General features: G+C 51.1%; 19 protein-coding genes. 5 read left to right on the forward strand and 14 right to left on the reverse strand.

Going from position 1 to position 26273, the window contains the following annotated elements:
* The first annotated feature begins 196 nt into the window (after window positions 1-196).
* Window positions 197-778, forward strand: a complete 582-nt coding sequence (locus ACLPHM_RS04795) for a helix-turn-helix domain-containing protein (RefSeq protein ID WP_430220122.1) — start codon at window positions 197-199, stop codon at window positions 776-778.
* On the forward strand, window positions 778-2010 hold the full coding sequence (locus tag ACLPHM_RS04800) for a type II toxin-antitoxin system HipA family toxin (protein WP_430220123.1): 1233 nt from the start codon (window positions 778-780) through the stop codon (window positions 2008-2010). Before ACLPHM_RS04795 ends, ACLPHM_RS04800 begins: the two co-directional genes overlap by 1 nt.
* A gap of 108 nt (window positions 2011-2118) precedes the next feature.
* On the opposite strand, the gene ACLPHM_RS04805 is transcribed toward ACLPHM_RS04800, so the two are convergent.
* Window positions 2119-2829: a phosphoribosylaminoimidazolesuccinocarboxamide synthase gene (locus ACLPHM_RS04805; protein WP_430220124.1), complete on the reverse strand. Its 711-nt coding sequence runs from the start codon at window positions 2827-2829 to the stop codon at window positions 2119-2121.
* Between the two features lie 347 nt (window positions 2830-3176).
* On the opposite strand from ACLPHM_RS04805, the gene ACLPHM_RS04810 reads away from it, so the two are divergent.
* Window positions 3177-3653 (forward strand): DUF4189 domain-containing protein, encoded by a 477-nt coding sequence (locus tag ACLPHM_RS04810; RefSeq protein WP_430220125.1) that lies wholly within the window; start codon window positions 3177-3179, stop codon window positions 3651-3653.
* Between the two features lie 36 nt (window positions 3654-3689).
* Window positions 3690-4424 (forward strand): hypothetical protein, encoded by a 735-nt coding sequence (locus tag ACLPHM_RS04815; RefSeq protein WP_430220126.1) that lies wholly within the window; start codon window positions 3690-3692, stop codon window positions 4422-4424.
* A 64-nt stretch (window positions 4425-4488) separates the two neighbouring features.
* Here ACLPHM_RS04815 and ACLPHM_RS04820 read toward each other — a convergent pair whose 3' ends face one another.
* From ACLPHM_RS04820 to ACLPHM_RS04850, 7 genes are all read right to left on the reverse strand, one after another.
* Window positions 4489-5928, reverse strand: coding sequence for an efflux transporter outer membrane subunit (locus ACLPHM_RS04820; RefSeq protein WP_430220127.1), 1440 nt, complete (start codon window positions 5926-5928; stop codon window positions 4489-4491).
* Window position 5929: 1 nt separating this feature from the next.
* Window positions 5930-7969 carry an ABC transporter permease gene (locus tag ACLPHM_RS04825; protein ID WP_430220128.1) on the reverse strand — a complete coding sequence of 680 codons (2040 nt, stop codon included), beginning with the start codon at window positions 7967-7969 and terminating at the stop codon, window positions 5930-5932.
* Window positions 7963-9141 (reverse strand): efflux RND transporter periplasmic adaptor subunit, encoded by a 1179-nt coding sequence (locus tag ACLPHM_RS04830; protein ID WP_430220129.1) that lies wholly within the window; start codon window positions 9139-9141, stop codon window positions 7963-7965. The genes ACLPHM_RS04825 and ACLPHM_RS04830 overlap by 7 nt, the downstream gene beginning before the upstream one ends.
* Window positions 9142-9324: 183 nt before the next feature.
* A complete protein-coding gene (locus ACLPHM_RS04835) occupies window positions 9325-10434 on the reverse strand; it encodes a YncE family protein (RefSeq protein ID WP_430220130.1) in 1110 nt (369 codons plus the stop codon).
* A gap of 131 nt (window positions 10435-10565) precedes the next feature.
* Window positions 10566-12866 (reverse strand): TonB-dependent siderophore receptor, encoded by a 2301-nt coding sequence (locus ACLPHM_RS04840; RefSeq protein WP_430220131.1) that lies wholly within the window; start codon window positions 12864-12866, stop codon window positions 10566-10568.
* 400 nt (window positions 12867-13266) lie between these two features.
* A complete protein-coding gene (locus ACLPHM_RS04845) occupies window positions 13267-14265 on the reverse strand; it encodes a FecR family protein (RefSeq protein ID WP_430220132.1) in 999 nt (332 codons plus the stop codon).
* An 86-nt stretch (window positions 14266-14351) separates the two neighbouring features.
* Window positions 14352-14858 (reverse strand): sigma-70 family RNA polymerase sigma factor, encoded by a 507-nt coding sequence (locus tag ACLPHM_RS04850; protein ID WP_430220133.1) that lies wholly within the window; start codon window positions 14856-14858, stop codon window positions 14352-14354.
* Window positions 14859-15249: 391 nt separating this feature from the next.
* Between ACLPHM_RS04850 and ACLPHM_RS04855 the strand changes: the two genes are divergently transcribed.
* A complete protein-coding gene (locus ACLPHM_RS04855; protein WP_430220134.1) occupies window positions 15250-16281 on the forward strand; it encodes a hypothetical protein in 1032 nt (343 codons plus the stop codon).
* Window positions 16282-16494: 213 nt separating this feature from the next.
* On the opposite strand, the gene guaA is transcribed toward ACLPHM_RS04855, so the two are convergent.
* The 6 genes from guaA to ACLPHM_RS04885 form a co-directional block, all read right to left on the reverse strand.
* On the reverse strand, window positions 16495-18081 hold the full coding sequence (gene guaA / locus ACLPHM_RS04860; RefSeq protein ID WP_166407518.1) for a glutamine-hydrolyzing GMP synthase: 1587 nt from the start codon (window positions 18079-18081) through the stop codon (window positions 16495-16497).
* A gap of 126 nt (window positions 18082-18207) precedes the next feature.
* A complete protein-coding gene (gene guaB / locus ACLPHM_RS04865; RefSeq protein WP_430220135.1) occupies window positions 18208-19668 on the reverse strand; it encodes an IMP dehydrogenase in 1461 nt (486 codons plus the stop codon).
* 41 nt (window positions 19669-19709) lie between these two features.
* Window positions 19710-23768 carry a phosphoribosylformylglycinamidine synthase gene (gene purL / locus ACLPHM_RS04870; protein WP_430220136.1) on the reverse strand — a complete coding sequence of 1353 codons (4059 nt, stop codon included), beginning with the start codon at window positions 23766-23768 and terminating at the stop codon, window positions 19710-19712.
* Between the two features lie 89 nt (window positions 23769-23857).
* Window positions 23858-24445: a transcription elongation factor GreB gene (gene greB, locus ACLPHM_RS04875; protein WP_135864832.1), complete on the reverse strand. Its 588-nt coding sequence runs from the start codon at window positions 24443-24445 to the stop codon at window positions 23858-23860.
* A gap of 24 nt (window positions 24446-24469) precedes the next feature.
* Complete coding sequence (locus ACLPHM_RS04880; RefSeq protein ID WP_430220137.1) at window positions 24470-25318, reverse strand: PHP domain-containing protein; 849 nt, start codon at window positions 25316-25318, stop codon at window positions 24470-24472.
* Window positions 25319-25324: 6 nt separating this feature from the next.
* Complete coding sequence (locus ACLPHM_RS04885; RefSeq protein WP_430220138.1) at window positions 25325-26266, reverse strand: alpha/beta fold hydrolase; 942 nt, start codon at window positions 26264-26266, stop codon at window positions 25325-25327.
* Between the last annotated feature and the right edge of the window lie 7 nt (window positions 26267-26273).

The raw sequence follows: 26273 nt of genomic DNA on the forward strand, positions 1-26273 counted from the left end.
TGATGTTGCAGCACAATGTAGGCGGTATGCCTGCTACGTCTACGGCGCTGCGTACAGGTCTCCGCTTCCTCACGCCCTACTGATCTATTTTTACATATCAAAATAAGATAAATATATGTAATAGCTAATCAAACCATTGTTTTGATCTTCTATGATATATTTAATTAAGGTACTGATATATAAGAACAGATCAATTATGGACTATAACCTCGCCCACTTCGCTGACCGTCTGCGGGAAGCCCGCATCGCTAAAAACGTAAGCCAACGCGAGCTGAGTAAGTTGGCTGGCGTCCCACAGTCACATATCTCCAAAATTGAAAGCAATCAGGTGGACCTACGGCTTTCCAGCTTAATTGCTCTTGCCAATGCGCTAGACCTAGAAGTCGCGCTGATACCGCGCAAAGCCATGCCTGCGGTACAGTCCCTCTCACGACAAGCTGTCCAAGGCGCTGCCTCTCGCGTAGCGACAACGGAAGAGATGCGTAACCTACAAGACACACTACGCACCTTACAAACCACCCTACCCGCTAGGCCTGAACTGGATGCCATACGCAAAGCCTACTCTGCCCTCAAGTCGCTACCACTGGACAACAGCGCCCTGCGGCACATTCGTCAAATCACCCAAACACTAGGGCGCGATACAGAGCAATGGGCAGCCATCACTGCAGCTGCACAGAAAATGACGTTACTACGCAATCGTCTCGCCCAGTCCTCAGCAACACACCATACGCTTGCCGAAGCTCAGCCGGCTTACTCTCTGGATGAGGATGACGACTAATGGCAGACATTTCCACCCTGACGGTCAGGCTTCATAACACAGCCATCGGCACGATTACCCATGTTGGTGGTGAGCGTTCGCTATTTGCCTTCAATGATGCCTATATCAATGACCCGAACAGGGCTACCTTGAGCCTAAGCGTTAAAGACACGTTGGGCCAATTACTCACCGACTTCAAACCGTATCGCAACAAGCTCATGCCCTTCTTTTCCAATCTGCTACCAGAAGGGCATTTGCGACAATATCTAGCCGACACGGCACACGTACACCCAGAGCGAGAGTTCTTCTTGTTATGGGCTCTAGGCCGTGACCTGCCTGGTGCTATTACCATTACAGCCGAAGATGATCAGCCCTGGCCTGAGTTCAGCGCTGCGTTTGACGACAATCAGGAAGCGGCATCAGCACTCAGCAAACATGCTCTGCGGTTCTCATTGGCTGGGGTACAACTCAAGTTCTCTGCGGTCATGAATGCGCAAGGCGGCCTTACCATCCCCACCCGAGGAATAGGCGGGCACTGGATAGCCAAACTGCCGTCTCGGGATTTTAAGCATGTGCCGGAGAACGAATTCTCCATGATGGCACTGGCCAAGATGATAGGTATCGATGTGCCAGCGATAGAGCTAGTTGATCTATCCGCTATTCACAATTTGCCCGAAGGAGTCAGCCAAGTAGGCAACAAGGCTTTCATCATTGAACGCTTTGACCGAACCGACGACGGCCACAAACTGCACATTGAAGACTTTGCGCAGGTGTTTGGCGTGTACCCACAGGCAAAATACGAAAAAGCCAGCTATCGCAATCTAGCCCAAGTGATTGCAGCCGAGTCGGGTGACGACGACATTGCCGAATTTATACGCAGAGCCACCTTTAATGTGCTCATTGGCAACGGAGATATGCACCTCAAAAACTGGTCATTAATCTATAGAGACCAACGCCACGCCGAGCTATCGCCAGCCTACGATTTTGTGTCTACCATCGCCTATATCCCAGACGATAATTCCGCCTTGAAATTCAGTCGTAGCAAGGCCTTCTCGGACTATAACGCCGATGAGCTAGAGCATTTGGCCGCTAAAGCGGCTTTACCACGCCAACTGATCATGGACACAGCCAAGGAAACCGTTGCGCTATTCATGCAACGCTGGGCCACTGAGAAGCATCATCTTCCCATGGATCAAGAGATCATGATTGCCATCGACAAGCACCTGCAAACGCTACCCATCTTGAAGGTGTAAGACGCAATGTTGCTCTATGCTTCTAGCAGCGCTTGATCTTCAAACGCACATAAAAATGGCCTGAGCTCGATGCACTACCGAACTCAGGCCTAGACTCATTAACCTACATTAACCAACCAACTTCTCGTGCACCATGCTGTGTTCTAGCACATTGCCTGCGGCATCCATCACGCGCATGGCATCGGCAGAAATTTCGTCAATCACAACAACAACACCATCTACCAGACCCAGCTCAATCTTCATATCGATCAGCGTTAGGCCTTTGCTAGCCAAGTCGGCTTCAACAATACGGCATACACGACGTGTAATGTCTTTAGCCTGAACCAAGTGCTCGGTGCTTACCAAACCAATTGCTACGATAGCGTCATCGTTGATGAGGGGATCGCCACGCTCATCGTCTTTAACGGTGATTTCTACTAGGTAGTCTAGTTTTTGCTCGGTGTTGCGAATGTACTGTTTGTAGCGACGGATAAAGCTGCCCCACGGTCTAGTACGGCATACAAACTCTAGGCCACCTGCACCGTTCAGATCTTTACCCAACGGCTCAGCACGACGCACTTCCATGGTGCCTTTTTCAAGATCAAGGTCCACCAAGTGTGTGGCGATGTCAGCAGCGTGCAAACGCTTAAAGAAGTAATCAGTCATAGCCAGAGACTTACGACCCTTACCTTCTACCTGACCAATCACGGTGTTGGCACCAGGGTCAATCACACCGTTCTCGCCGGTTACGTCATCCTTGAAAACAAGGAGAACATTATTGTTTGGCAAGAGGTATAAGTCTTTAGTTTTGCCGGAATAGATTTTTTCGTTGCTGCTCATCAATTTACTCGCTGGTGATCCCGCTATCGTGTTACTAGGCAATCTTGCTGCGCCCGTTGCAGTGGCCTGGACTCTGTCACGTACTCTAGATGCCCTATAGTTTAACAAAAATCCATAACAGCATGAGCGTTACGCTTCCCCCTGCTAGCGATTTTTCACAGAAAAATTTTGATCCAATATTCATCAACACCAAAAATTACAGATCTTACTGATTAATCACTACTTTTATCTTTAGATATCAGAGAGCGCTAGACGGTTGATCCCATCAATCGTATGATTACCCCCATTTCATCAGAACCATCCATTTTATTTAAGACTAAACTAAAAACTCAAAATAACAATCAATCATGCATATAAAAAACAAACTATCAATAAGAAAAATAACATTATTAACAAAAATAGTATTCGGTAGTTTGTTATTTTTCCTTATAGCCACACCCAGCCATGCTACCTGCTGGGCTCCAAATTGTTACGGTGCCGTAGGGTTTGATCAGAACACAGGCCAAACATCCTATGCCACTGACTATCCAACAGAACATCAAGCTAAAGAAGTTCTACAAAAGGATTGTCCTAGCTGCACATATCTCACCTTTAATAACGCTTGCGGTGCAATCGTTTTTTCAGAGAAGCACAATTTCAGTTTGAGATTCTACGGATCCTACGAGAGGGATCTAACCGCTCATGCCTTAGGTGAATGCAGAACAAAAATTAACGAGATAGGATTAAACGAATCCAGAAATGATAGACGCAGATCTAGAGTTCGTAGCGGCGTAGAATCAGACTGCAAAATGGCCGTTTTAGCTTGCACATATAGAATGTACTAAATATAAAAACCCATTAAAAATTTTCGATTATTTAAAATGCTTAAAAAACTTAAACCAAAAATATTACTTTTTATACTCCCCATTGCCATAACCGGGTGTGCTACCACTGACTTTACCGATCTGCTGGGTATCTCTAGCACACCACAAAGCTCACCGTTTGAACCCGCTGACTACACTCAGTACGGTAAGCCAATAACGTGCTCTGAGATAGGCAATGCCATATCAAAAGCTTACCAACTTAAAACCAAGGGTAAAAACAAAGAAGAAATCTATTGGGAAATCACCCCTGAAGACAGCTCTTATGTTCAACAGGATGTTTATACCATTATGATTGAAACAGGCATGTCAGCCGATGCGAAGACACACAAATTATTCACGCAGGCTTGCCAACAAAACGTCGAAACTTATCAATCTATATTTGATGAAACATCTAAAGATTTATACACCCGCGTCGATCTACTTTACTCCACTGCCTATGACATTGAGTTAAAAGCTTACCGCGCCAGTTTATCCACGAGTTTTAGAGCCTCCAGATACCACTACGGCCGATCAAAAATGGATATAAAGCGAAATTTCGTCAATGCTGAAAGTCGCGGAGGTCTAGATAATGTAAGTGATGAAATCAATAAATTGGTGTATGAAGAATTAATAGAAATTCTATACAAACCTGAATACATGGACGCTTCAAGTCATCCAAACAAAATCATGCCATCACTAGATAGCGTTAGAATGCAAATGGCACCTGAACTTATATTGAAAGTCGTCAGATAAAAATCAACCATAGGGAGTCCATATTGATATATGAAACCATTTAAATGAAATTTCATATATCAAATTACGTATTGCCTAGTACCTGAACCTTTTCTTCCTGAGCCGCCCTGTGAGACGGCTCAGGCTGCCAACCTCCTCCTAACGCACGATAAAGGCTCACTACCGCCAATAAGCGCTCAGCCTGACGCCGTGCCATAGCATCTTGTGCTGCATACAGGGAACGCTGCGCATCTAGCAATGTAAGCACGGTTTCCGCGCCCTCTTTGTAGCGTGCTTGAGCCAAAGAAAAAGCACGGTTCGCCTGACTCAACACATCGTTTTGCGCATCCCATTGCTGCTGAGTACCCGCAACAGCATCCAACGACATCTGCACATCGGCAAACCCATGAAGAATGGCTTGCCTATACTGCGCCAGCACTTGCTGACGTTGCGCCTGAGCAAGGTCGTGTCCCGCTGCCAAACGCCCAGCGTTAAAAATAGGTGCAAGCAAACCACCCGCCACCGAATAAACTGGATTAGCAAGCACATGTGATAGCTCGTCATCCACACCGCCCACTTTCGCCGAGAGCCTCAAGCTAGGCAGCATCGCCGCACGCGCGACAGCCACATTGCCATCTGCTGCCAATAATCGTGCTTCGGCTGCTTTGATGTCAGGACGTTGCACTAACAGCTCGGACGGCACTCCTACTTCCAGAGTTGGTACGCTCATCGCCATCAGATCTATAGCAGTGGAATCAGGCTTCGTGCTTGTTCCCAACCACAGCGCCAGCAGCGCCTCTGCCTGCGCTGCCTGCTGGCGTAGCAACGCGATGCTCACGCGCTGATTCGCCACCAGCGTTTCTTGTTGTGCCAACGCCAGTGGCGACTCTACCCCCTCCTGTACACGTGCACGTACCAACGCGGACACACGCTGCGCGCTATCCAAATCAGACACGGCAATCGCAAGCTGCTGCCGCAAACTCTGCATCGTTACCCATGCCGTTGCAGTCTCGGCACTCACCGTCAACGCCACCGTCGTAGCATCCAACTCACTGGCTAGTGCGCTAAATACCGCCGACTCGCGTTCGGCCTGTAGACCACCCCACAGATCCACTTCGTAGCTGGCCGTCAAACCCAGTGCAAAATTTGTTCCCACCGTTTCAGCCAGCCCGCCCACACGATCCTGACGGGAGGCGTCTAGGCTAGCAGATACGGTAGGCCAACGTGACGCCCCCACCATACGCGCCATTGCCCACGCCTGTTCTAGCCGTGCCGCAGACGCCGCCATATCTTGATTATTTGCCAATGCTTGTTCTACCACCGCCGATAACTCTGGGCTACCGAATTGCTCCCACCAATGCTGGGAAACCGATGGGCGTATAGGCGCGCTATGTTGAGGCGTCGGCACCCTATGCCATTGTTCCGGTAACGCAGGTAGTGTGTGGTCTGCCGCCGGAGGAACGGCACACCCCACCACCAAGACAGAAGCTGCGATAAGCGGATACCAGAAAAAAAAGGCCTGCATGTTATTCCCCCGCCAATGCCACAACGGGATCTAGCTTCGCCGCCTGACGTGCAGGCATGATGCCAAAGATCACACCTGTTCCCAGCGCGCAGAAAAATGCCACCAACATAGCTCGCACAGAAAAAATCACCGGCACGTTCCACAACATTAATAAAGCACCTATAGCCAGCCCAATGACGACGCCCGCCACACCGCCAGTACAAGACACCACCACTGCCTCGCTCAAAAACTGCAGACGTATGTCACGCTGACGTCCGCCTGTCGCCATACGAATACCAATTTCCCGCGTGCGCTCTTTCACCGACATCAACATGATATTCATCACCCCAAGCCCACCCACTACTAGCGATATACCAGCGATCAAGGCAAGCAGCATCGTTTGCTGTCGCATAACTTCTTTTTTGCCCTGAACCACTGCCGCACTATTACTCACCCGAAAATCATCGGCCCGCCTGGTCTGACGCATCACATGCTCTATGTCTTTCACCGTCTGATCCAATGCATCTAAATCATCCACCACCACAGAAACATAGCTCAACTGAGGCTTACCAAAAATACGCTGACTGGCAGTGGAATACGGCACCAGCACCAAATCGTCGTCATGACTGCTACCACTGACCAAGCCCTTTTCGGCTAGCTCGCCAATCACCCGCAACGGCGTGTTATTCAGCAAAAGGTACTGACCGATGACATCTTGCGGAAGCACATCGGGAAACAATCGCTCTCTCGCCACTTTGCCCAATACCACCACTGGTGCAAGAGCATCATCGTCCTCGGGTGTAAAGAACACCCCATACTGAACGTCCCAATTCAATACCACGGGGGCATCGGCGGTGACGCTCCACACGTCTGTAGCAAAGGTTTCCCCGCCCGCTCGCAGCAACGCCGACTCGGCTAGATAAGGCATCGCAATGCGTACGTTAGCGACCTGCTCCAATACATTCGCATCCCGTTCGTAAAACTCCCCGCGCAAGCCCGTTGTCGCATCCACATCGGGGCCTACGTACATACGGTGTGTTCCCCAGAGAGCAATCTGCTGCAGTAGTTTCTCGTTATTGCCTTGCCCCACAGCAACCAACACGATCACCGAGGCCACGCCGATAATGAAGCTCAACAACGTCAAGAAGGTACGAAAACGACTCACCCAAAGGGCTCGCCATGCGCTAGATAAGGTAGTACCTATATCTTGCAGCCACGATGCAGACAGTGCAGATGCTTCTGTTCCTATACTGCCAAATGGCACACAAGATAAAGAACCGCCAGCAGCCACACTCGCAGTAGTAGGCATCGTAGTTCCCGCTGTGGCCAAACTGGGTTGCTCTTGGCTCGTTGGCTGTACGGCATCCTCAACAATCTCACCATCGCTAATACGCACAATACGATGCGCCTGCGCTGCCACCTTGTCATCGTGAGTGATCAGGATTACGGTATGGCCCGCAGCGGCCAACTCATTGAGCAACACCATGACTTGCGCACCGCTACGGCTGTCTAAAGCCCCCGTGGGTTCATCGGCCAGTATGACCTGACCACCATTCATCAAGGCCCGCGCAATCGATACACGTTGCTGCTGTCCGCCCGAAAGCTGTTGGGGTCTATAGGCGGTTTTATCGCCCAACCCCAGTAAGGTCAGTAGCCCCGTCGCTCGTTCTTCTCGTGCTTGCGCTGGCATGCCGGCATACACAGCAGGCATCTGTACATTGTGCAGTACATCCAACGTAGGAATCAGGTGATAACCTTGGAACACAAAACCAAAGGCCTCACGCCGCAGTCCAGCCAGCTCATCAGCCGACATCTGCGACACATCACGGCCCAGAAAACGGTAGCTACCTGAGGTGGGTTTATCCAAGCAGCCCAAAATATTCATGAGGGTGGATTTGCCTGAACCCGATGCCCCTACAATCGCTACGAACTCTCCGGCCTGTATGGTCAACGAAATCCCGTGTAAAACCTCCACCGCTGGTGAGCCCTCTTTGCCACCATACTGCTTGCGAATGTCAGTCAGTGCTATGAGTGCAACCCTAGCTTCTGTATCACTCACCATCGCAACCTCTTAGCGCCGCTCTCCTCGGTGATACGCATCACCAGCTCATCACCCTCTTCCAAGCCGGAAACAATCTCAGCATACAAGCGGTCTTTCATACCAATGTTGACCAAGCGGGTTTGCAGGTTATCGCCCCCCGTCCACACTTGGGTAGTAAACACACCGTGATCTGCGGTAGGCCGTAGCGCCGCTAAAGGGGCAAGCACTACATTCTGCGCACTGGCTTCAACGAAAAACACACGAGCACTCATCTGCGGCATCAAACTGCCGTCGGCATTGTCCACATCAAACAAGGCGGTATAGCTCACTGCCTTACTGGCAGACGCCCCCTCCGCTGCGTTTTCCCCACTTTTTACAGGCGGCGCAGGCAGCACCTGACGCAGTTCACTTTCCCAACGGCGAGGCTCTCCCTGTGCATCCAGCAAACCTAGTGTCATGAAATACACAGGCATAGTAGGCTTCAACCTGCCCACATCGGCCTCTGAGGCCTCTGTCCAGACGGTCATGCTGGTTAAGTCTGCCAAGCGCAATAGATTGGGGGTTTGATACGTAGCATTGAGCGTCTGGCCTTCGCGTGCTTCTAGCGTAATGATTGTGCCGTCCATGGGGGCATAAATACGGGTATAACCCAACAACGCCTCATTACCTTCTAGCGTGGACTGCGCACCCGCAAGCTGCGCTGTTAAGCTGGCCACACGCGCTTGGGTGATACGTACATGGGCTTGCGCTTCTTGTAGCAACTCAATGCTGGTGGCCTCTTGCCGCTGCAACCGCTGTTGACGAGCCGATTTAAAGGTAGCCAACTCTAGCTCAGCCTCCTGCTCTGCTAACTGGGCACGCAGGCTTTCCAATGTGGCGCGGTTGGCGTTGACCGTCGCCATCTGCACAGTAGGATCAATTTCTAACAATAAATCGCCTTTGGAGACGATATCACCCACTTCCACAGCAATATGCTTAATCTGGCCAGACACTTGCGCGCCCACATCCACGTAACGGTGTGGCTGTATTGTCCCTAAAGCCGTGACAGATAACTCTAAGCTGCCACGACGTACCGGCTCGGTTTCAATAGTCAGCTCGGTGCGCCACAACGTTCGCCAGAACAACAGCAACAACAAGCCCAGGGCAAGCGCCGTCAGCAGGCGACGCGCCATGCGACGAGAAGGTATACCCATTTACATCATGCTCCATCAAATATCGTGTAAAGCTCAGGCAGGTGCTAACGCAGACCATCGCCCGCTTGCCGCGCAGTCGGTCTAACAGAAATACGCAGCACCCACTAAACGGGCGACAGTAACACTGCCGCCCTGTTGGCTACCTCATCACTATTGCGTAGAAGGGTTACTGCCCCACTACGGTCACAGCGCGTTTAGATCTACACGAACTACCTGCTCCAGACCTTCTGGCTGCTTCACACTGACATACAGTCGTTGACCATCAGGCGCCACAGCGATGCTATTGGGGTACACAGGCAGCGCGATATTGTGTTTGATGGCGTAGCTTGTCGCATCAATCACACTTAACGTGCCGCTTTCTCGGCTTGCCACATACACTTCATCACGAATGGGGTTATAGCGAATCCCTACCGGTGTTTCCCCTGTAGGAATGGTGTGCAAGATAGCCCCCGTTTTCATATCAAACACCAACGTGCCTTCGCCATTATTCAACTGGTTAGCAAACAGTCGCTCACCCTTGCTATCCAAGGCGGTGTTGACCAGAAAGCGACGTTTGCCATCGGTAGGCAGCAGTTTTTCAGGAATACGGTTTTCGCCCACTTGCTCCCAACTCTGTGTGTCAAACACGGCATACGCGGCGGTACCACTGACCAGCAACTTATGATTCGCCGCATCCAAGGTCAAACCTGCCGTCGGCGCATCCATACCGTGAAGAATGCGGCTGGTTGAAAAGTTCTTGCCGTCTATCACCCAGATAAAACCACCATCGGTCACACCACTCACGATGATTTCATTGGCGGCTTCGTCCACCACGATCTGACGTGTATGTACGGCCTTGCCTTTAGCATTGTTCACGCCATGACGCAGGGTTCCCTTCACCTCACCCGTAGTGGCATTGATAGCTGTCACCGCACCATCCAACGTATGACCGGCGTAAAGCGTATTGCTGCGTGTGTCCAGTGCCAGCGCAAAGGGTTTTAGTGGCAAGTCGATTTGTCTCTGTACAGCCAGTGTGTTGGGGTCAAGCTGATAAATTGAACCCCCACCGTTACTGACAAACTCAGCGCTGCTCGCCACAAAAACAGCATTAGACACGGGGCTATACACCAACTCGTAAATCCCCTTTGCAATATCTTGTCGCAAGATAGGCCCTGACACCGGCGCAGACACAACCGAAGGCGACGCATTCTGGCTGTCTGACGGTTGCGATGTGCAGCCTAGAACAAACAACGGGAAAAGCGCCACAGGGAGGTAACGCATACCACGCGTTAACAGCGTAAATTTCTTAGACATATAAACCTTTTATTAAACGTAGCTCTGATCTGAACAATCATGAAAAAAGAAGACACCTGTAGTGTGGCAGCAGAGTTACTGCTGCCACACTACGCAGCCCTCACGGGCCATTTGGAGCAACATCGTGGTGCTTAATACTTCCAACGCAGATTCAACATGGCATTACGAGGCGCGCCATAGAAGTTGCTGAAACCTGCTGACCCCACTTGACGTAAATAGGTACGGTTGAACACGTTATTGACCAGCAGATCCACATTCCAGTGTGAATTGATCTGATACCCTACTTTGGCGGCTACAGTGGCGTAACCCCCTTGGGTATAGATGCCGTTATAGGTATCACTTTGCAGATTCAGGCCTGCACCCACGGTCCATCCTTGCAGCGCACCGTCCAGCACTTTGTTGTTGAAACGATATTGGGTCCACAGCTTGACCATATGCACAGGCACCCCAGTGTTCAGTGGCGTACCAACCCTAGCAGGATTAGAGTCTTTGAGAATTTTCGACCTATTCCATGTATAGCTAGCACTAATATCCCAACCCGGAGTGGGGCTGCCCATGACTTCTAGCTCCACACCCTGGCTTCTCACCTTACCTGTACTGAGATAGCAAGTACCTGTGCTCGTACCACCGCACCCTATATGGTCATCGTCAACCATCGCGCGGTTCTTATCCTCCAGATAGAAAAACGCTATGGTGGCGTTCAGCTTGCCATCCATAAACTCGCCTTTCAGACCTGTCTCAGCCTGCCAGCCCACGCGAGGGTCCAGTATGTTGCCCGAATAGTCAAAATTCGTTTGGGGTACAAAGCTATCCGCATAACTGGCGTACCACGTCATATCGGGATGGAAGTCCCACACCAAACCACCATAAGGGGTGAACTCATTACTGGCTTTGGCATTACTGGCTTTCCAGCTAGTCTGGGTAGGCCACGTGGTTCTACTTTTGCTGGAGTAGTCCGTCCAGCGACTACCCAGTATCAGTCTTAAATCATCCGTAAGACTAAAACGAGTTGCCACATACAAACCCGACTGCTTGGTGATGGTTTGGCTACGGCTAGTAGGCGTACCAAACTCGTAATCACTGTGCTCATCAAGCACATAATGCGGAGCAGGCGTGGTATAGGCTTGGCCTGATCTATAGTCACGCTGAGAAATGTTGTACCCAAGGGTCAACTCGTGCCGCTGTCCAAACAAGTTAAACGGACCCGTTGCGCTCAGATCCCCACCTTGAAAAATACGGGATTCGTCTAGATAACCTAAGCGCCCTCCCGTTGATAAGCCTGTGAGCTTATCAATTTGTGCATTGTAAAAAGAGTACTGCTCGACATTCACTCTGCCGTAGTTATAGATTAATTTGGCTTCCCAACCATTATCAAAACGGTGGGTCAAATCGGCTGATAACTCTGGACTCTCTCTGGTCGACGGCTTGTCTGACCCTACGAAAGAATTGCGACCGGGTAGTTCGCCATTCGTGTAGCGAGGTAACCCCCAATTCACGATGTTTTTTTGATAACCATACGTCCCTGTAATACCCAGCGTCGTATTAGGCGTCAGGTCATACTCAACTGCCCCATAGAGCAAGGTATAACGGTCGTACCACGTGTTATAGAAAGTGTGTCGGTCATCATGAGACAGCACGCCACGTGCTCGTAAGCGCCCATCTTCCGTCAACGGACCGCTCACATCCAGCTCAACACCCTTATTTCGCCACGAACCAGCGCGGACTGCACCTGAAAAAGCAAACTCTTTCAGCGGTCGTTTACGTACGTAATTGACGGTACCACCAGGTTCTCCACTACCTGACAATAAAGCTGAAGGCCCACGCAACACTTCTAGGCGATCATACTGTGCGATTGTGCTATTGCCCGGCGCGCCAGTGTAACTAGTCTGTATAGGCACACCATCCGCTTGAACGTTAGCCGCAAAGCCACGAATGCTGGCCGCTTCTTGGCCTTCATAGCCCGACAGCGTCACCCCTGTGACTTGCCTAAGAGCATCAGCCGAGGTGGTCCACCCTCTGTCTTCAATCTGCTGGCGAGTCATCACGGACACCGACTGAGGGATCTCGCGCAGAGAAGTCACGCCTCTAAACATCGTGACGGCATCCGTCGCATACGAGCCGCTACCGTCAGTCTCCGCCCCTCGATTTCCAATCACAGACACTGGTGCTAATTGAGCGGCTTCTGCTAACGGCGACAAGATGACATTTTTGCCTTCTCGTTTATATTGCACTGGCACCCCTTGCAGCAAACGCTGTAGCGCCTGCTCTGGCGTCATCACCCCCTGTACGGGTGGAGCCTGTATACCTGCCACCACTTGCTGCATATAGAAAAACTGCAGATCAGTTTGTCGCCCTAGCTGAATCAGCGAATCCTCCAGCGGCTGCGCGGGAAGATTAATTTGTACGACCTCCCCTTGTGCATGCACACTCATGGGCATACTCAAAGAAAAAGTGCCCATTACGGCCATGGCTGTCAGGTTAAGACACAATGCAGAACGGGAAGCCAGCCGTCTGCTAGCAGAGTGAAATGGACGGTTGTCCATGGTCGGTTCATCCTTCAAGAAAAAAGACTGCTAAAAAGCGTCTAACCCTTTGGCCAAAGGTAGATTGCATGAATACATAAAGTGCTCGCCAACGAAGCGGCATTTTCATGAGTAAAGCGCTTTGGCCACCTCAGCTCCTGAATGGATTTCTAAATATAAATTGTAACTATTTGCAATAACAAAAAGACGAGCCCAACCCTAAAGGCACGAGTCTGCCTCGCCTAACGACAACAAGAAGGAGTAGAAAAAGGAAGTACCCTATAGCTTGAAGCAGTAAGGATAGAAGCAGCTAGCGCGCTAGGATATCCACCGCACTACCGTCAGGCCGTCGCTGCACGGTAACGGGTGCAAATTGTGGCAGCGCTGCCAGAAAAGACTCTGGATCGTCGATGTTAAACACGCCCGACACACGCAACTCACCAATCCGGGCATCACGCACCAGCATACGTTGGTCACTGTAACGATTCAGCTCCTGAATGGCCTTGGCCAATGGTGTCCCTCTAAAGACCACCTTGCCCTCACGCCAGGCCACAGCGCTTTCAACATCGGCACCTTTGCCCGACGTCAACTCACCAGATGGCGAGACACGTGCAATATCGTTTGATCGCAGCATCGCTGTTTGCCGACTCCACCACGGGCCAGCACTGACTTCTACCGAGCCCTGCAACACGTCCACTGCAAACGCCTGTTCACTACGGCGCACATTAAATTGCGTACCCGTTACGCGTACATTGCCGTTTTCTAACTCAACGATAAATGGCGTACCTTGCTTACCATCCACATGGAAAAACACTTCGCCCTGCCCTAGGCGAACCGTACGCTGATTAGCGTAAAGCTGTACCGAAACTGTAGTATCCGTATTCAGTAACAGCGTGGAACCATCTGGCAAAGTAACCTCAGTACGCTCACCATGTGCTGTCGCAAATTGCGCTTGATAGTCAGGGGTAGCACGCCATTGCAGAGGATCAACAATGGCAAACGTGACTGCTGCGGCACAAACCATTCCTAACCCATAACCCCAAAATGCACGTCGTGATGGCTTATGAACCACATCCTGCTTAAGTAGTGCACCTAGCTTTTTCACTTCACTTTTTGGCAGAGCAGCCGCCATGCTCCAGATATGCTGGACCTGCTGGTAGCGCTCTTCGTTTTTGGGATCAGCCTGATACCACTGCTCAAACGCTGCACGGTCTGCTTCGGTCACATCGTCTGAGCTCATACGCTCGTACCAGTAGGCCGCCAGATCGCACGGATCAGTCACCGTCGCAGGATCTATACGGTCAGTCATGATCGCCCGTCCTCCAGAACCAAGGCACGAAAAAAACATGCCCTCTCATAAGACAAGACGCTTGGCGACACTGCACTCCTGAACAACTAGTGAGCATTTTTCTGTAACTGAACTTGTAAATGGCGCAACGTTCGCATCATATAACGTTCGACCATATTGCGAGAAACGCCCATCTTATCGGCTATTTCAGCGTTTGATAAGCCCTCTACTTGGCGCAGTTGAAAGGCAATCTGACATGCTTGTGGGAGGTCGTTCAACGCGGCCAACATAATACGGGCGGTTTCATCGGCCTCATACAACTCATGGGAACTTGGTTCCATCGGATGGCTTTCCTCAGGTAAGGCATCCAGCGACTGTGTTTGTCGCACCTGTTCGGCACGATAAATGCTAATGGCACGATTTGAAGCGGCACGCTGAAAATAATACGGCTCATAATCCCGCAACACCGCCGTGTCCTGCTCCAACATTTTCAATGCCACATCTTGCAGCGCATCTTCGGCATCCTGCCGGTTATTCCATTTGCGAGCCCATGAGCCCACCAGCTCGCTGTAGTGAGCGAGCCAATTTTTCTTGGGCATAGATGAGCGAGACATGGCAAATACAAAAAGACCAAATTGCGGCAACTCGTAATAATAACAATAATTCTCATTTGTATATAGAGAAATGAAACATTGCCCTCTGATCGTCGTAGATTGGTATCTTGAGCTTGTTGATCACCCACCAACATGGAGAATACCGGTAGCTAGCCCAACCTCAAATCAGTCTGGTATGTCTGTCTCTTTTTGTGATCAAACACCATGTTGTAGAAACCCCTGCCGCAGACTAACTAGGCAGATAGCCGTTTGTGACTATACTAGGCACTATCTTAATAAAACCCTGTTGTAAGCCCCTCTGCTGCTCACAGTAGCTCAGCAAAAGAAACAGACTGGCGTGCGTGTTTTCGACGGTCTTTTATTACGCGTCATTATGTTGTGTTGATCTCTTATGATTCCTTTCACCCCATTTCCTGTCTTTCTCTTACTGCTTCTGACGCTAGGCCAGCTGGCGGTGGCTGTAGTGCTGATCTGGGCTGTTTTGCTCGTCATACAACCAAAACGCCGCGCTAACTTTAAAAACAGACCATGGCCACGAATACTGTTTTTAGTACTCTTGATAGCACTGGCTGGCTACTACGGTTCGTTTCAATGGGATCTCTATCAATACAAAAAAAGCTATCAAGAAGAAATCCGTAGTCGACAACATGTTTTAAAAGAGCCAGGCCGCTATGCTGGCATAGACATGCCCACAGGAACAGAATTAGAACTAGAGGTTTGGGGCGACCCGGATAGCGTCTCTTGGGCCCGTTTTCCAGAGCCTGTGCTGGTAGGCAATGCCCCTGTGTTGTCTTTCGAGCGCCCCCGCCCTGACCTACAGGACTCCAGTTGGAGACTGCATCTGGCACACGACACTGAGCTAGAAGGCTGGCAGTGCGATGGCAGCAAACTGCTGGAAATGGAACAAGACCATATGTCTGAGAGCGGCTTTAGGTTTGTAAGCTGCTTTTTAGCCGAAGGAAACCAGATCTCCGGTTGGAGCCCGTTGGCTGCTGCTTCTAATAGGAGTACAGCGCCGGATTTTGTGCTGGATCTACCTGTAGGTACGTTGGTGCAATCTAGACCCGAAGGGACCCTTTACGTCAACGGAGAGCGAGACCAAGATCGTTGGATGGTACGCGTTGAAGAGGATGGTTTGCAGGTTAATGCGTGGGGTTTGCCTTTGGAGCGTGCTTATTTTTCCGTCGATGATAATAAAGCGCTGCTTTATCTATCGCATGCTGACTTGGCTCAAGAAACGAAGTTGGGTGGGGTTAACTATGCAGCGGGGACTCGTGTGTCTACGCCCAACTATAGGTTTTACCCGCAATGGCCACTGCTAGTGAGCATGACGTTGCCTGCTAGCGATGATTCAGATCGAAGTAAAAAGCAGTTGCATGAACTGGAAAGTGGGGAGATTTGGACAGAGGGACAGGAGGACTGATCACTCGCTGTAAGCCCGCAGCCTAAGTCAAAAATATGATACGCGTTATCAGGCAGTGATTAGATTGATCCAATACTCGATATAGCCCTAGCCCTCTCAGGTAAACACCCACCTTTTGATGACATTCATAGCAATCTAGGAAAGAAAAAAGCCCGCTTGAATGCGGGCTTTTTTGTTCCTACAACGAGCCGTCTAGCTATGCCAGACGTGGGATCACTCCCACTCAATCGTCGCTGGCGGCTTACTGCTTACATCGTAAGTCACACGGTTGATACCGCGTACCTCGTTGATGATGCGGCCAGACACGCGCTTCAACAGTGAGTATGGCAATTCTGCCCAATCAGCTGTCATGAAGTCGGTGGTTTCTACGGCACGCAGTGCAACTACGTATTCGTAGGTACGGGCATCGCCCATCACACCCACGCTTTTCACTGGCAAGAATACTGTGAAAGCTTGGGAAGTCAGGTCGTACCAGTTTTTACCGGTGGCTTCGTCTACGGTGTTACGCAGTTCTTCAATGAAGATCGCATCGGCTTGGCGCAGCAAATCAGCGTATTCACGTTTGATTTCGCCCAAGATACGCACGCCTAGGCCTGGGCCTGGGAATGGGTGGCGGTACACCATTTGTGGTGGCAAGCCCAATGCTACGCCCAGTTTGCGTACTTCGTCTTTGAACAGTTCACGCAGGGGCTCTAGCAGCTTCAGGTTCAGGGTTTCTGGCAGGCCGCCTACGTTGTGATGCGATTTAATGCCGGTTGCTTTGCCTGATTTGGCGGCAGCGGATTCGATCACGTCTGGGTAGATAGTGCCTTGTGCCAACCAACGGGCGTTGCTGAGTTTCGCTGCTTCTTCTTGGAAGATTTCTACGAACTCACGGCCGATGATTTTACGTTTAGCTTCTGGGTCAGTAACACCAGCCAGTTTGCCCAAGAATCGATCTGAGGCATCAATATGGATGATTTTCAGACCCATATTGTCAGCGAAGGTGCTCATTACCTGTGTGGCTTCGTTCAAGCGCAGCAGACCGTGGTCTACAAATACACAAGTCAGTTTTTCACCTATAGCACGGTGAATCAATGCCGCCGCTACCGAGGAGTCCACACCGCCAGACAAGGCCAAAATAACTTCTTCGTCACCCACTTGTTCGCGGATGTTAGCAATAGCTTCTTCTACGTAGTCAGGCATGTTCCAGTCACCTACGCAACCGCAGATGTCACGCACAAAACGTTGGAACAAGGCACCGCCTTGTACAGTATGGGTAACTTCTGGGTGGAACTGTACGGCGTAAAAATTACGTTCTTCGTCTGCCATACCAGCGATTGCGCAGGTAGGTGTGGAAGCCATCAATTTGAAGCCTGGAGGCAATGCAGTCACTTTGTCGCCGTGGCTCATCCATACTTTCAGCATGCCATGCCCTTCTGGGGTGGCGAAGTCTTGGATGCCATCCAGTAATTTGGTGTGACCGTGGGCACGTACTTCGGCATAACCGAATTCACGTTTGTCTGCACCTTCGGTAGTCCCACCCAATTGGCGCGCCATGGCTTGCATACCGTAGCAAATACCCAGTACAGGTATGTTCATCTCGAATACGGCGGCAGGCACTTGCAAGGCGTCGTCGGCGTACACGGAAGCGTGGCTGCCAGACAGAATAATCCCTTTCAGGCCTTCTTGCGAACGGATGAATTCGTCGCTCACGTCGCCAGGGTGGATTTCGCAGTAAGCGCCCACTTCGCGCACACGGCGTGCGATCAATTGGGTAACTTGTGAACCGTAATCAAGAATAAGTATGCGTTGATGCATGATGACTGATAGATAAATGGTGCTTGCTGTTAAGGGGTAACTCTACAGCCAGCGATAGAACGAATACGGCCACGTTGCACTGTGCAACGCGGCCGTCTGAATTATAAACCGCAGCAGAATACTAAATTAGTCTGCACGGTAATTCGGTGCTTCTTTGGTGATCTGCACATCGTGTACGTGAGATTCGCGTACACCTGCTGCCGTGATTTCCACGAACTCAGCTTTTTCATGCAGTTCGTCAATGGAAGCACAACCGCAGTAACCCAACGAGGCACGTACACCACCAACCAACTGATGGATAATGGCGATCACGCTACCTTTGTAAGGCACACGACCTTCAATACCTTCAGGCACCAGTTTGTCGGAGTTGCTGGAGGCATCTTGGAAGTAACGGTCAGCGGAGCCTTCCACCATCGCACCCAAGCTACCCATACCGCGGTAAGACTTGTAGGAACGACCTTGGAACAATACCACTTCGCCTGGTGCTTCTTCTGTACCTGCGAACATACCGCCCATCATGCAAGTGGATGCACCTGCTGCCAAGGCTTTAGATACGTCACCCGAGAAGCGTATACCACCGTCAGCGATCAGCGGTACGCCTGTACCTTCCAATGCTTTAGCCACATCAGCAATCGCGCTGATTTGCGGCACACCCACACCAGCCACAATACGTGTGGTGCAGATAGAGCCTGGGCCAATACCTACTTTCACACCGTCAGCACCAGCTTCAACCAACGCTCTAGCCGCTGCAGCTGTAGCGATGTTGCCACCAATCACTTGGATGTGAGGGAAGTTCTGTTTCACCCAACGTACGCGATCAATTACACCTTTGGTGTGACCGTGAGCCGTATCCACAATGATGGCATCTACGCCAGCGCGGGACAGTTTTTCTACACGCTCGTCCGTATCGCCACCCACACCTACCGCAGCACCTACGCGCAACTGACCGTGTTGGTCTTTAGCAGCCAGAGGGTGAGTGGTGTTTTTAACGATATCCTTAACGGTAGCCAAACCACGCAACTCGAACTGGTCGTTCACGATCAGCACGCGCTCTAGGCGGTGTTTGTGCATCAATGCTTGGGCTTCATCCAGTGTAGCGCCCTCTTTCATGGTTACCAGACGCTCTTGAGGCGTCATGATTTCACGAATAGGCAGCTCGAAACGGTCTTCAAAGCGCAAGTCTCGGTTGGTGACTATACCAACCAACTTACCTTCTTTAACCACTGGCAAACCGGACACACCGTGCTGGCGTTGCAAATTGATTGCATCACGCACCGTCATTTCTGGTGTCACGGTAACAGGGTCGATCACAATACCGAACTCGTGACGTTTTACACGGGATACTTCACGTGCTTGTACATCAGCGGTCAGGTTTTTGTGGATGATCCCCATACCGCCCTCTTGTGCCATAGCAATGGCCAAGCCGGATTCGGTCACGGTGTCCATTGCGGCGGACACCAGTGGGATGTTCAGGGAAATGTCGCGGCTGAATCGTGCTGTCAACGATGCATCGCGAGGAAGAATTTCTGAATATGCAGGCACTAACAATACATCATCGAATGTTAGTGCTCGTTTGATAAGACGCATGCTTTTTACTCCGTCCAAAGCAAGATTATACGCTGTTGCCCTTAACCAATCCAGACCCTAGCGTTCTGGAAGAAACGCATCCAAGGACTAAACCCACCATTTGTTGCCTGTGCGCCACCCTGATCTTGCTCGCCCCAGCTTTCTGGTGCCCACGACAACATGACGTTGCGTGTTACACGCTCTGGGTGAGGCATCAATACAGTGAAACGACCGTCAGCAGTGGTAGCACCCGCCAAACCGTTGGGGCTGCCGTTAGGGTTGAACGGGTATTGCTCTGTAGGCTTACCGTAGTTATCTGCATAATTGGCCACGGCCAATACGCTGCTGGCATCACCTTGTGAAGCAAAGTTAGCAAAGCCTTCACCGTGTGCTACAGCGATAGGCAAACGTGCACCTTCCATACCTTTAAAGAAGATAGAAGGCGAATCAGCCACGCTCAATGTTGCCAAACGGGCTTCGTATTTCTCGGACAAGTTGCGGGTAAATCTAGGCCATGCTTCCGCACCTGGAATCATAGGAGCCAAGGCAGCCATCATCTGGCAACCGTTACATACGCCCAGTGCAAAGGTGTCTTCTCTACCGAAGAAGCCAGCGAACTGGTCATTCAACATGGCATTGAAACGGATAGTACGTGCCCAGCCTTCACCTGCACCCAATACGTCACCGTAGCTGAAACCACCGGCAGCGACTATACCTTTGAATTGCTCCAAGGTTACGCGACCGCTCAGCAGATCAGTCATGTGTACGTCGGTCACATCAAAGCCGGCAGTGTCAAAGGCCCATGCCATTTCTACTTGGCTGTTACACCCTTGCTCACGCATCACCGCGATACGTGGACGTGCACCGGTGTTAATGAAGGGTGCTGCAACGTTTTCTTGTGGGTTGAATGGCACCACAGGGCTAATACCTGGGTCTTTTACATCGCTCCACAGCGCGAATTCTGCTTCAGCACTGGCGGGGTTATCACGCAAGTTCATGATGCGGCGTGTAACTTCGCTCCACTCTTTACCCAACTCGGCACGCGGTGCTTGGTATACGCAAGCGCCATCGCGGAAGATTTCCACTTGATCGCGGTCGTTCAAGCTACCCACTACGTGTGCGTAAGGGGACAGACCTGCTTCACGCAAACGCTGCAACACGTTGTCGCGGTCAGCTTGTTTCACCTGAATCACAGCACCAATTTCTTCGTTGAACAGCGCTTTCAGTGTGAGCTCTTCGCGTTGAACCGCTACTTGTTCTGGACGGATTTTGTAGTCACCCCAGTCAGCCGCATGCGGATCAATCGTCAGCATGTCTACGTTCAAGGACACACCTACGTGACCTGCAAACGCCATTTCGGCTACGGTTGCCAACAAACCGCCATCAGAACGGTCGTGGTACGCGTGTACCAAACCGTCGTTGTACAAGGAACGTACAGCATGGAAGAACGCCAACATCAGTTCAGCGTTGTCCATATCAGGAGCTTCGTCGCCCACTTGGTTAAAGGCTTGCGCCAGTACGGATGTACCCATGCGCTGTTTACCCAAGCCCATATCCAACAAGATCAAGCAGCTTTCGCCGATGTCGGTACGCAACTGAGGAGTCAGTGTTTTACGTACATCACCCACTTGCGCAAAGGCTGTCACGATCAGGGAAACTGGCGATACCACGTTGATGGACTCACCGTCTTGTTCCCACGAGGTACGCATAGACAAGGAATCTTTACCTACAGGGATAGACAAGCCCAGTTTCTGACACCAGTGGCTTACGGCTTCTACGGTGTCAAACAAGGCAGCGTCTTGACCGGCTGTACCGCAAGCGGCCATCCAGTTCGCGGACAACTTAACGTCTTTCATGCTGCTGACATCGGCAGCGGCCAAGTTAGACAAGGCTTCTGCTACAGCCATACGACCAGAAGCGGCAGCATCTAGCACCGCCAATGGGGTACGTTCACCCATGGACATGGCTTCACCACGTACGCCTTCAAAGTCAGCCAATGTAACCGCACAATCGGCTACAGGGATTTGCCATGGGCCAACCATCTGGTCTCGACTGCACAGCCCGCCTACCGTACGGTCACCAATGGTGATCAGGAAGTTTTTGTTTGCGACGGTTGGGTGACGCAATACGCGCGTTACGGCTTCTGCCAAGGGGATCAATGGCAAATCCACAGGCTCGGTAGGCAGCTCTACGTGCTCTACATCACGCAACATGCGTGGTGCTTTACCCAGAATCACGCTCATCGGTACATCAACAGGGCGTTCTGCTGCAGGTTTGATGTCGGCATCTACACCTGGCAGGCCTTCGCCCACGACTACGCGCAACTGACGCTCTGCAGTTGCCACACCTACGACGGCCCATGGGCAACGTTCGCGGTCAGCAATGGCAGTAAAGCGTTGCAAATCGGCTGGCGAAATCGCCAACACATAACGTTCTTGAGATTCGTTACTCCAGATCTCGGCTGGAGACAAACCGGATTCTTCCAACTGTACGTGGGTCAGATCAAAAATCGCACCACGTTCGGCATCGTTTACCAACTCGGGGAAAGCGTTAGACAAACCACCTGCGCCCACGTCGTGGATGGCGATAATGGGGTTTTCAGCGCCTTGCTGCCAGCAACGATCAATCACTTCTTGTGCACGGCGTTCCATTTCTGGGTTGCCACGTTGCACAGAGTCGAAATCCAATTCGGCTAAGTTCACACCGGAGCTCATACTGGACGCAGCGCCACCGCCCATACCAATACGCATACCTGGACCACCAATTTGCACCAACAAGGCGCCTACTGGCAGTGGGTCTTTGTGTGTTTGGCTAGCGTCTATAGAACCCAAACCACCGGCGATCATGATGGGTTTGTGGTAACCCCAACGTACGCCACCCGCGCTTTGTTCAAAGGTACGGAAGTAACCCAGCAGGTTAGGACGACCAAATTCGTTGTTGAATGCAGCGCCCCCAATAGGGCCTTCGATCATGATGTCCAAAGGCGAGGCAATGCGGCTGCAATCACCGTGAGAGTCTTGCTCCCAAGGCTCTGGGAAATCCGCAAATTTCAGGTTAGAAACGGTAAAGCCAGTCAAACCCGCTTTAGGTTTAGAACCACGACCGGTTGCACCTTCGTCACGGATCTCACCACCAGACCCTGTGGATGCGCCGGGGAACGGTGCAATCGCTGTAGGGTGGTTGTGTGTTTCCACTTTCATCAAGGTGTGCAGCGTGGTGTCCATACGCTGGTATGTGCCCTTGCCTTCTGAGTCAGGCAAGGTAGCGCGAAACACTTGTGCTGGACCGCCTTCCATAATGGCGGCGTTATCCGAGTACGCCACAACGGTTTTTTCTGGCTGCGCCGCGTGTGTGTCGCGGATCATGCCAAACAGTGTCTTGTCTTGTGGTTTGCCATCAATCACCCACTGGGCGTTGAAGATTTTGTGACGGCAATGTTCACTGTTTGCTTGCGCAAACATCATGAGCTCTACATCGGTAGGATTGCGTTTCAAGCCTACGAAGGCTTCCAGCAAGTACTCTACTTCGTCTTCAGACAGCGCCAAACCCATCGTACGGTTGGCCTCTTCCAGTGCAGCTTGGCCATTGGCCATCACATCTACGTATTGCATGGCTTTGCCTTGCAACTCTACGAACAACTGCTCTGGTGCAAAATTGACGTCTACAACAGTTTCCGTCATTTTGTCGTGCAACATGGCCGAGATTTGGGCCAACTGCGCTTCATTAATGTTCTTGCTACCCAACAAACCGCGCTCTGGTGTGATCACATAACGCACCCCACGCTCTATACGGCGAATCCCTTGGATGCCACAGTTACGGGCGATATCAGTGGCTTTACTTGCCCACGGAGAAATCGTGCCTATACGCGGAATCACTCGCAATACTAAGGCATTTTTGGCGTGATCCTGTGCATCAAAACATGGACGGGAATCATCCAGCAACGCTTTCAACTGGCTCAGGTTTTGCTCATTTTGCGCACTGTCATCTGCCCAGACGTAGTGCTCATAAAAACCCTGTACATCAGCAACAGGGAGATCCAATGCCTTCAAGCGTTGTAACAAGCGCTCGCGGCGGAAATCGGAAAGGAAAGAGGAGCCGGGATAATGCAAGAAAGAGTTCACGGTTCTGGGGGGAGAAGTAAAAAGAAGACAAGAAATGTGACTATTTTAACCACAAGCGCGGGAAGAATCCCGCGCTTGTGGTTTTACGGTTAATGTCCTAGCTCGTCATCTGGCGGGGCTGGTTCGGTGGGATAGTGCACTTCCAAAATATCCAATTCTTCCTTGCCACCCGGTGTACGCAAAGTAATGGTGTCTCCCTCGCGCGCTTTGAGCAAGGCACGAGCCACTGGCGATATCCAACTAATTTTGCCGTTTAGTGGTTCGGCTTCATCTATACCCACAATGGTAATGGTGGTTTCTTCACCACTAAGGTTGGCATATACCACGGTTGCCCCAAAAAAGATTTGATCTTTATTGGGCTGCAAAGCGGGGTCTACTACTTCAGCAATTTGGATGCGCTTGGTTAAAAAACGAATGCGGCGGTCAATTTCGCGCAGACGCTTTTTACCGTATAAGTAGTCGCCGTTTTCAGAGCGGTCACCATTAGACGCCGCCCACGACACTACCTGCACCACTTCAGGGCGCTCTACATTCATCAAGTGATTAAATTCGCGGCGCAAGGCACGGTAACCTTCTACCGTAATGTAGTTCTTGGTGCCCGCCGGTATGCTAACAGCGGGGGCTTCCAAGTCATCATCAAGATCTTCTGTGTCTTCTTTAACAAATGCTTTATTCATAACGCTGTACTCCACTCCAGCCCACTAGGCCAACCACTCATCCCACACGGTGGGCAGCCCTGCAGGCGAAGGCGGCAATGTCCCTAAGTCTAAACGCCCCTCACCGGGTGCATGAAAATCAGATCCACACGAAATCTCAAAACCATAGTGCTTAGCCACTTGTGCATACTCGGCATACTGATCCGGCCGGTGACTACCCGTTACCACTTCTATCCCTATACCGCCCAGGGCTTTGAACTCGTCAAATAATGCCCCGAATTGTACAGGCGTAAACTCGTAACGCCCGGGGTGCGCAATAATGGCTTTACCACCCGCCTCACGTATCCAATTGACAGATTGCGCCAAGGTGGCCCACTGCATGGGCACAAAAGCCGCTTTGTGATCCCCTAAGTAGCGTTTAAAGACCTCGCCCATGTTGGCGCAGTAGCCTTCTTCTACCAAAAAACGTGCGAAATGCGTACGGCTAATTAGTGACGGGTTGGACACATAACGCAACGCACCTTCGTACGCGTTTTTAATACCTAAGCCCGTTAATTTATCGCCTATTTCTTTGGCGCGCTGTTCGCGCCCTGCCCGTATGTAGGCAAGCTCGTCATTAATTTGGGATTGCTTATCATCAACATTCAACCCTACGATGTGCACGGTTCTACCCGCCCATGTGACAGAGATTTCCACGCCAGAAATAAACTGCATACCCAGCTTATGGGCTTCAGCACGCGCCTCCTCTAAGCCACTCAATTCATCGTGGTCAGTTAATGCCCATAACTGCACACCATTGGCGGCAGCACGCTGCGCCACTTCTTTAGGGGGCAATAATCCGTCTGAGGCTGTGGAATGGCAATGCAAATCCACATTAAGAGTTTGAGTACGCATGCCTGACTACCCTATCAAAAACTGTTTTACTATCGCGATTTGATCTGCATGACGCAACGTAGGCGCATGGCCTACGCCTGCGATCTCTACACTACGTGCTGCATGATGCTTCGCAACCATTTCTTGCACCGTATCGGCGCTTAATAAATCAGACTGCTGCCCACGCATAATCAGCAGCTCATTAGGCCAATGCTGATACGACTGCCACAATAACTGCTCAGCCATCTGCATGGCCGCTTCGGTTTGTGTCGCAAACGGCAAAGCAATGCGCAAATCGTAATGCTTTACCCAGGCCCCTTCTTCTGTTTGCACAAAGGCAATGCGCGTCATATCGGCCCATTCAGCGTCTGAATGCGGGCCAAAACCCGCCAAGGTTTGGCGTACATAGTTCTGTGCCTCGTCAAAGCTTGCAAACTGCATGGGAATACCTACGTAATCACCAATACGTTGTAAGCCTTCCCAGCTTAACGCTGGCCCCACATCGTTTAATACTAGCTTGCCTAGCGGCAACTGTTGTGACGCCGGCATACTTAACGGATGCGGCATACGCAGTTGGGATGACAACGCCACATTGCCCGCCAACCCCATCGCAATCAAACCGCCCATCGACGTGCCCACCCAATCCAAGGTAGTAGGCTGCAACCGCGCAATTAAGGTCAGCATATCAGCCACATACTGCGGAACCGCGTAATAACTAGGGTCCAACAACCAATCCGACTCGCCACGCCCCACCACATCCGGACAAACCACCCGATAATGACTGGATAAGGCTTGCGCTAAGGCATCGAAATCTCTGCCGCTACGGGTCAAACCGTGTACACACAGCAGAATATGGTGATTAGTAGGATCGCCCCATTCCCAATACGCCATACGATGCGTACCGGCAGGTGATGCGCACATCACATAATCCAAACGAGGTTCAGAGCTCATAGCAGAATGGCTGTTCATGGGCAGG

It is taken from the genome of Paenalcaligenes sp. Me131 (assembly GCF_050487225.1).
Lineage (GTDB): Bacteria > Pseudomonadota > Gammaproteobacteria > Burkholderiales > Burkholderiaceae_B > Paenalcaligenes.

Coding starts and splice junctions, on each gene's coding strand:
- ACLPHM_RS04820 (WP_430220127.1), bottom strand. CDS start 5,928: ATGCAGGCCTTTTTTTTCTGGTATCCGCTTATCGCAGCTTCTGTCTTG.
- ACLPHM_RS04845 (WP_430220132.1), bottom strand. CDS start 14,265: ATGACTGACCGTATAGATCCTGCGACGGTGACTGATCCGTGCGATCTG.
- greB (WP_135864832.1), bottom strand. CDS start 24,445: ATGAATAAAGCATTTGTTAAAGAAGACACAGAAGATCTTGATGATGAC.
- ACLPHM_RS04795 (WP_430220122.1), top strand. CDS start 197: ATGGACTATAACCTCGCCCACTTCGCTGACCGTCTGCGGGAAGCCCGC.
- ACLPHM_RS04885 (WP_430220138.1), bottom strand. CDS start 26,266: ATGAACAGCCATTCTGCTATGAGCTCTGAACCTCGTTTGGATTATGTG.
- ACLPHM_RS04830 (WP_430220129.1), bottom strand. CDS start 9,141: ATGGGTATACCTTCTCGTCGCATGGCGCGTCGCCTGCTGACGGCGCTT.
- ACLPHM_RS04825 (WP_430220128.1), bottom strand. CDS start 7,969: ATGGTGAGTGATACAGAAGCTAGGGTTGCACTCATAGCACTGACTGAC.
- ACLPHM_RS04815 (WP_430220126.1), top strand. CDS start 3,690: ATGCTTAAAAAACTTAAACCAAAAATATTACTTTTTATACTCCCCATT.
- ACLPHM_RS04880 (WP_430220137.1), bottom strand. CDS start 25,318: ATGCGTACTCAAACTCTTAATGTGGATTTGCATTGCCATTCCACAGCC.
- ACLPHM_RS04850 (WP_430220133.1), bottom strand. CDS start 14,858: ATGTCTCGCTCATCTATGCCCAAGAAAAATTGGCTCGCTCACTACAGC.
- ACLPHM_RS04800 (WP_430220123.1), top strand. CDS start 778: ATGGCAGACATTTCCACCCTGACGGTCAGGCTTCATAACACAGCCATC.
- guaA (WP_166407518.1), bottom strand. CDS start 18,081: ATGCATCAACGCATACTTATTCTTGATTACGGTTCACAAGTTACCCAA.
- ACLPHM_RS04855 (WP_430220134.1), top strand. CDS start 15,250: ATGATTCCTTTCACCCCATTTCCTGTCTTTCTCTTACTGCTTCTGACG.
- guaB (WP_430220135.1), bottom strand. CDS start 19,668: ATGCGTCTTATCAAACGAGCACTAACATTCGATGATGTATTGTTAGTG.
- ACLPHM_RS04810 (WP_430220125.1), top strand. CDS start 3,177: ATGCATATAAAAAACAAACTATCAATAAGAAAAATAACATTATTAACA.
- ACLPHM_RS04840 (WP_430220131.1), bottom strand. CDS start 12,866: ATGAGTGTGCATGCACAAGGGGAGGTCGTACAAATTAATCTTCCCGCG.
- ACLPHM_RS04835 (WP_430220130.1), bottom strand. CDS start 10,434: ATGTCTAAGAAATTTACGCTGTTAACGCGTGGTATGCGTTACCTCCCT.
- ACLPHM_RS04805 (WP_430220124.1), bottom strand. CDS start 2,829: ATGAGCAGCAACGAAAAAATCTATTCCGGCAAAACTAAAGACTTATAC.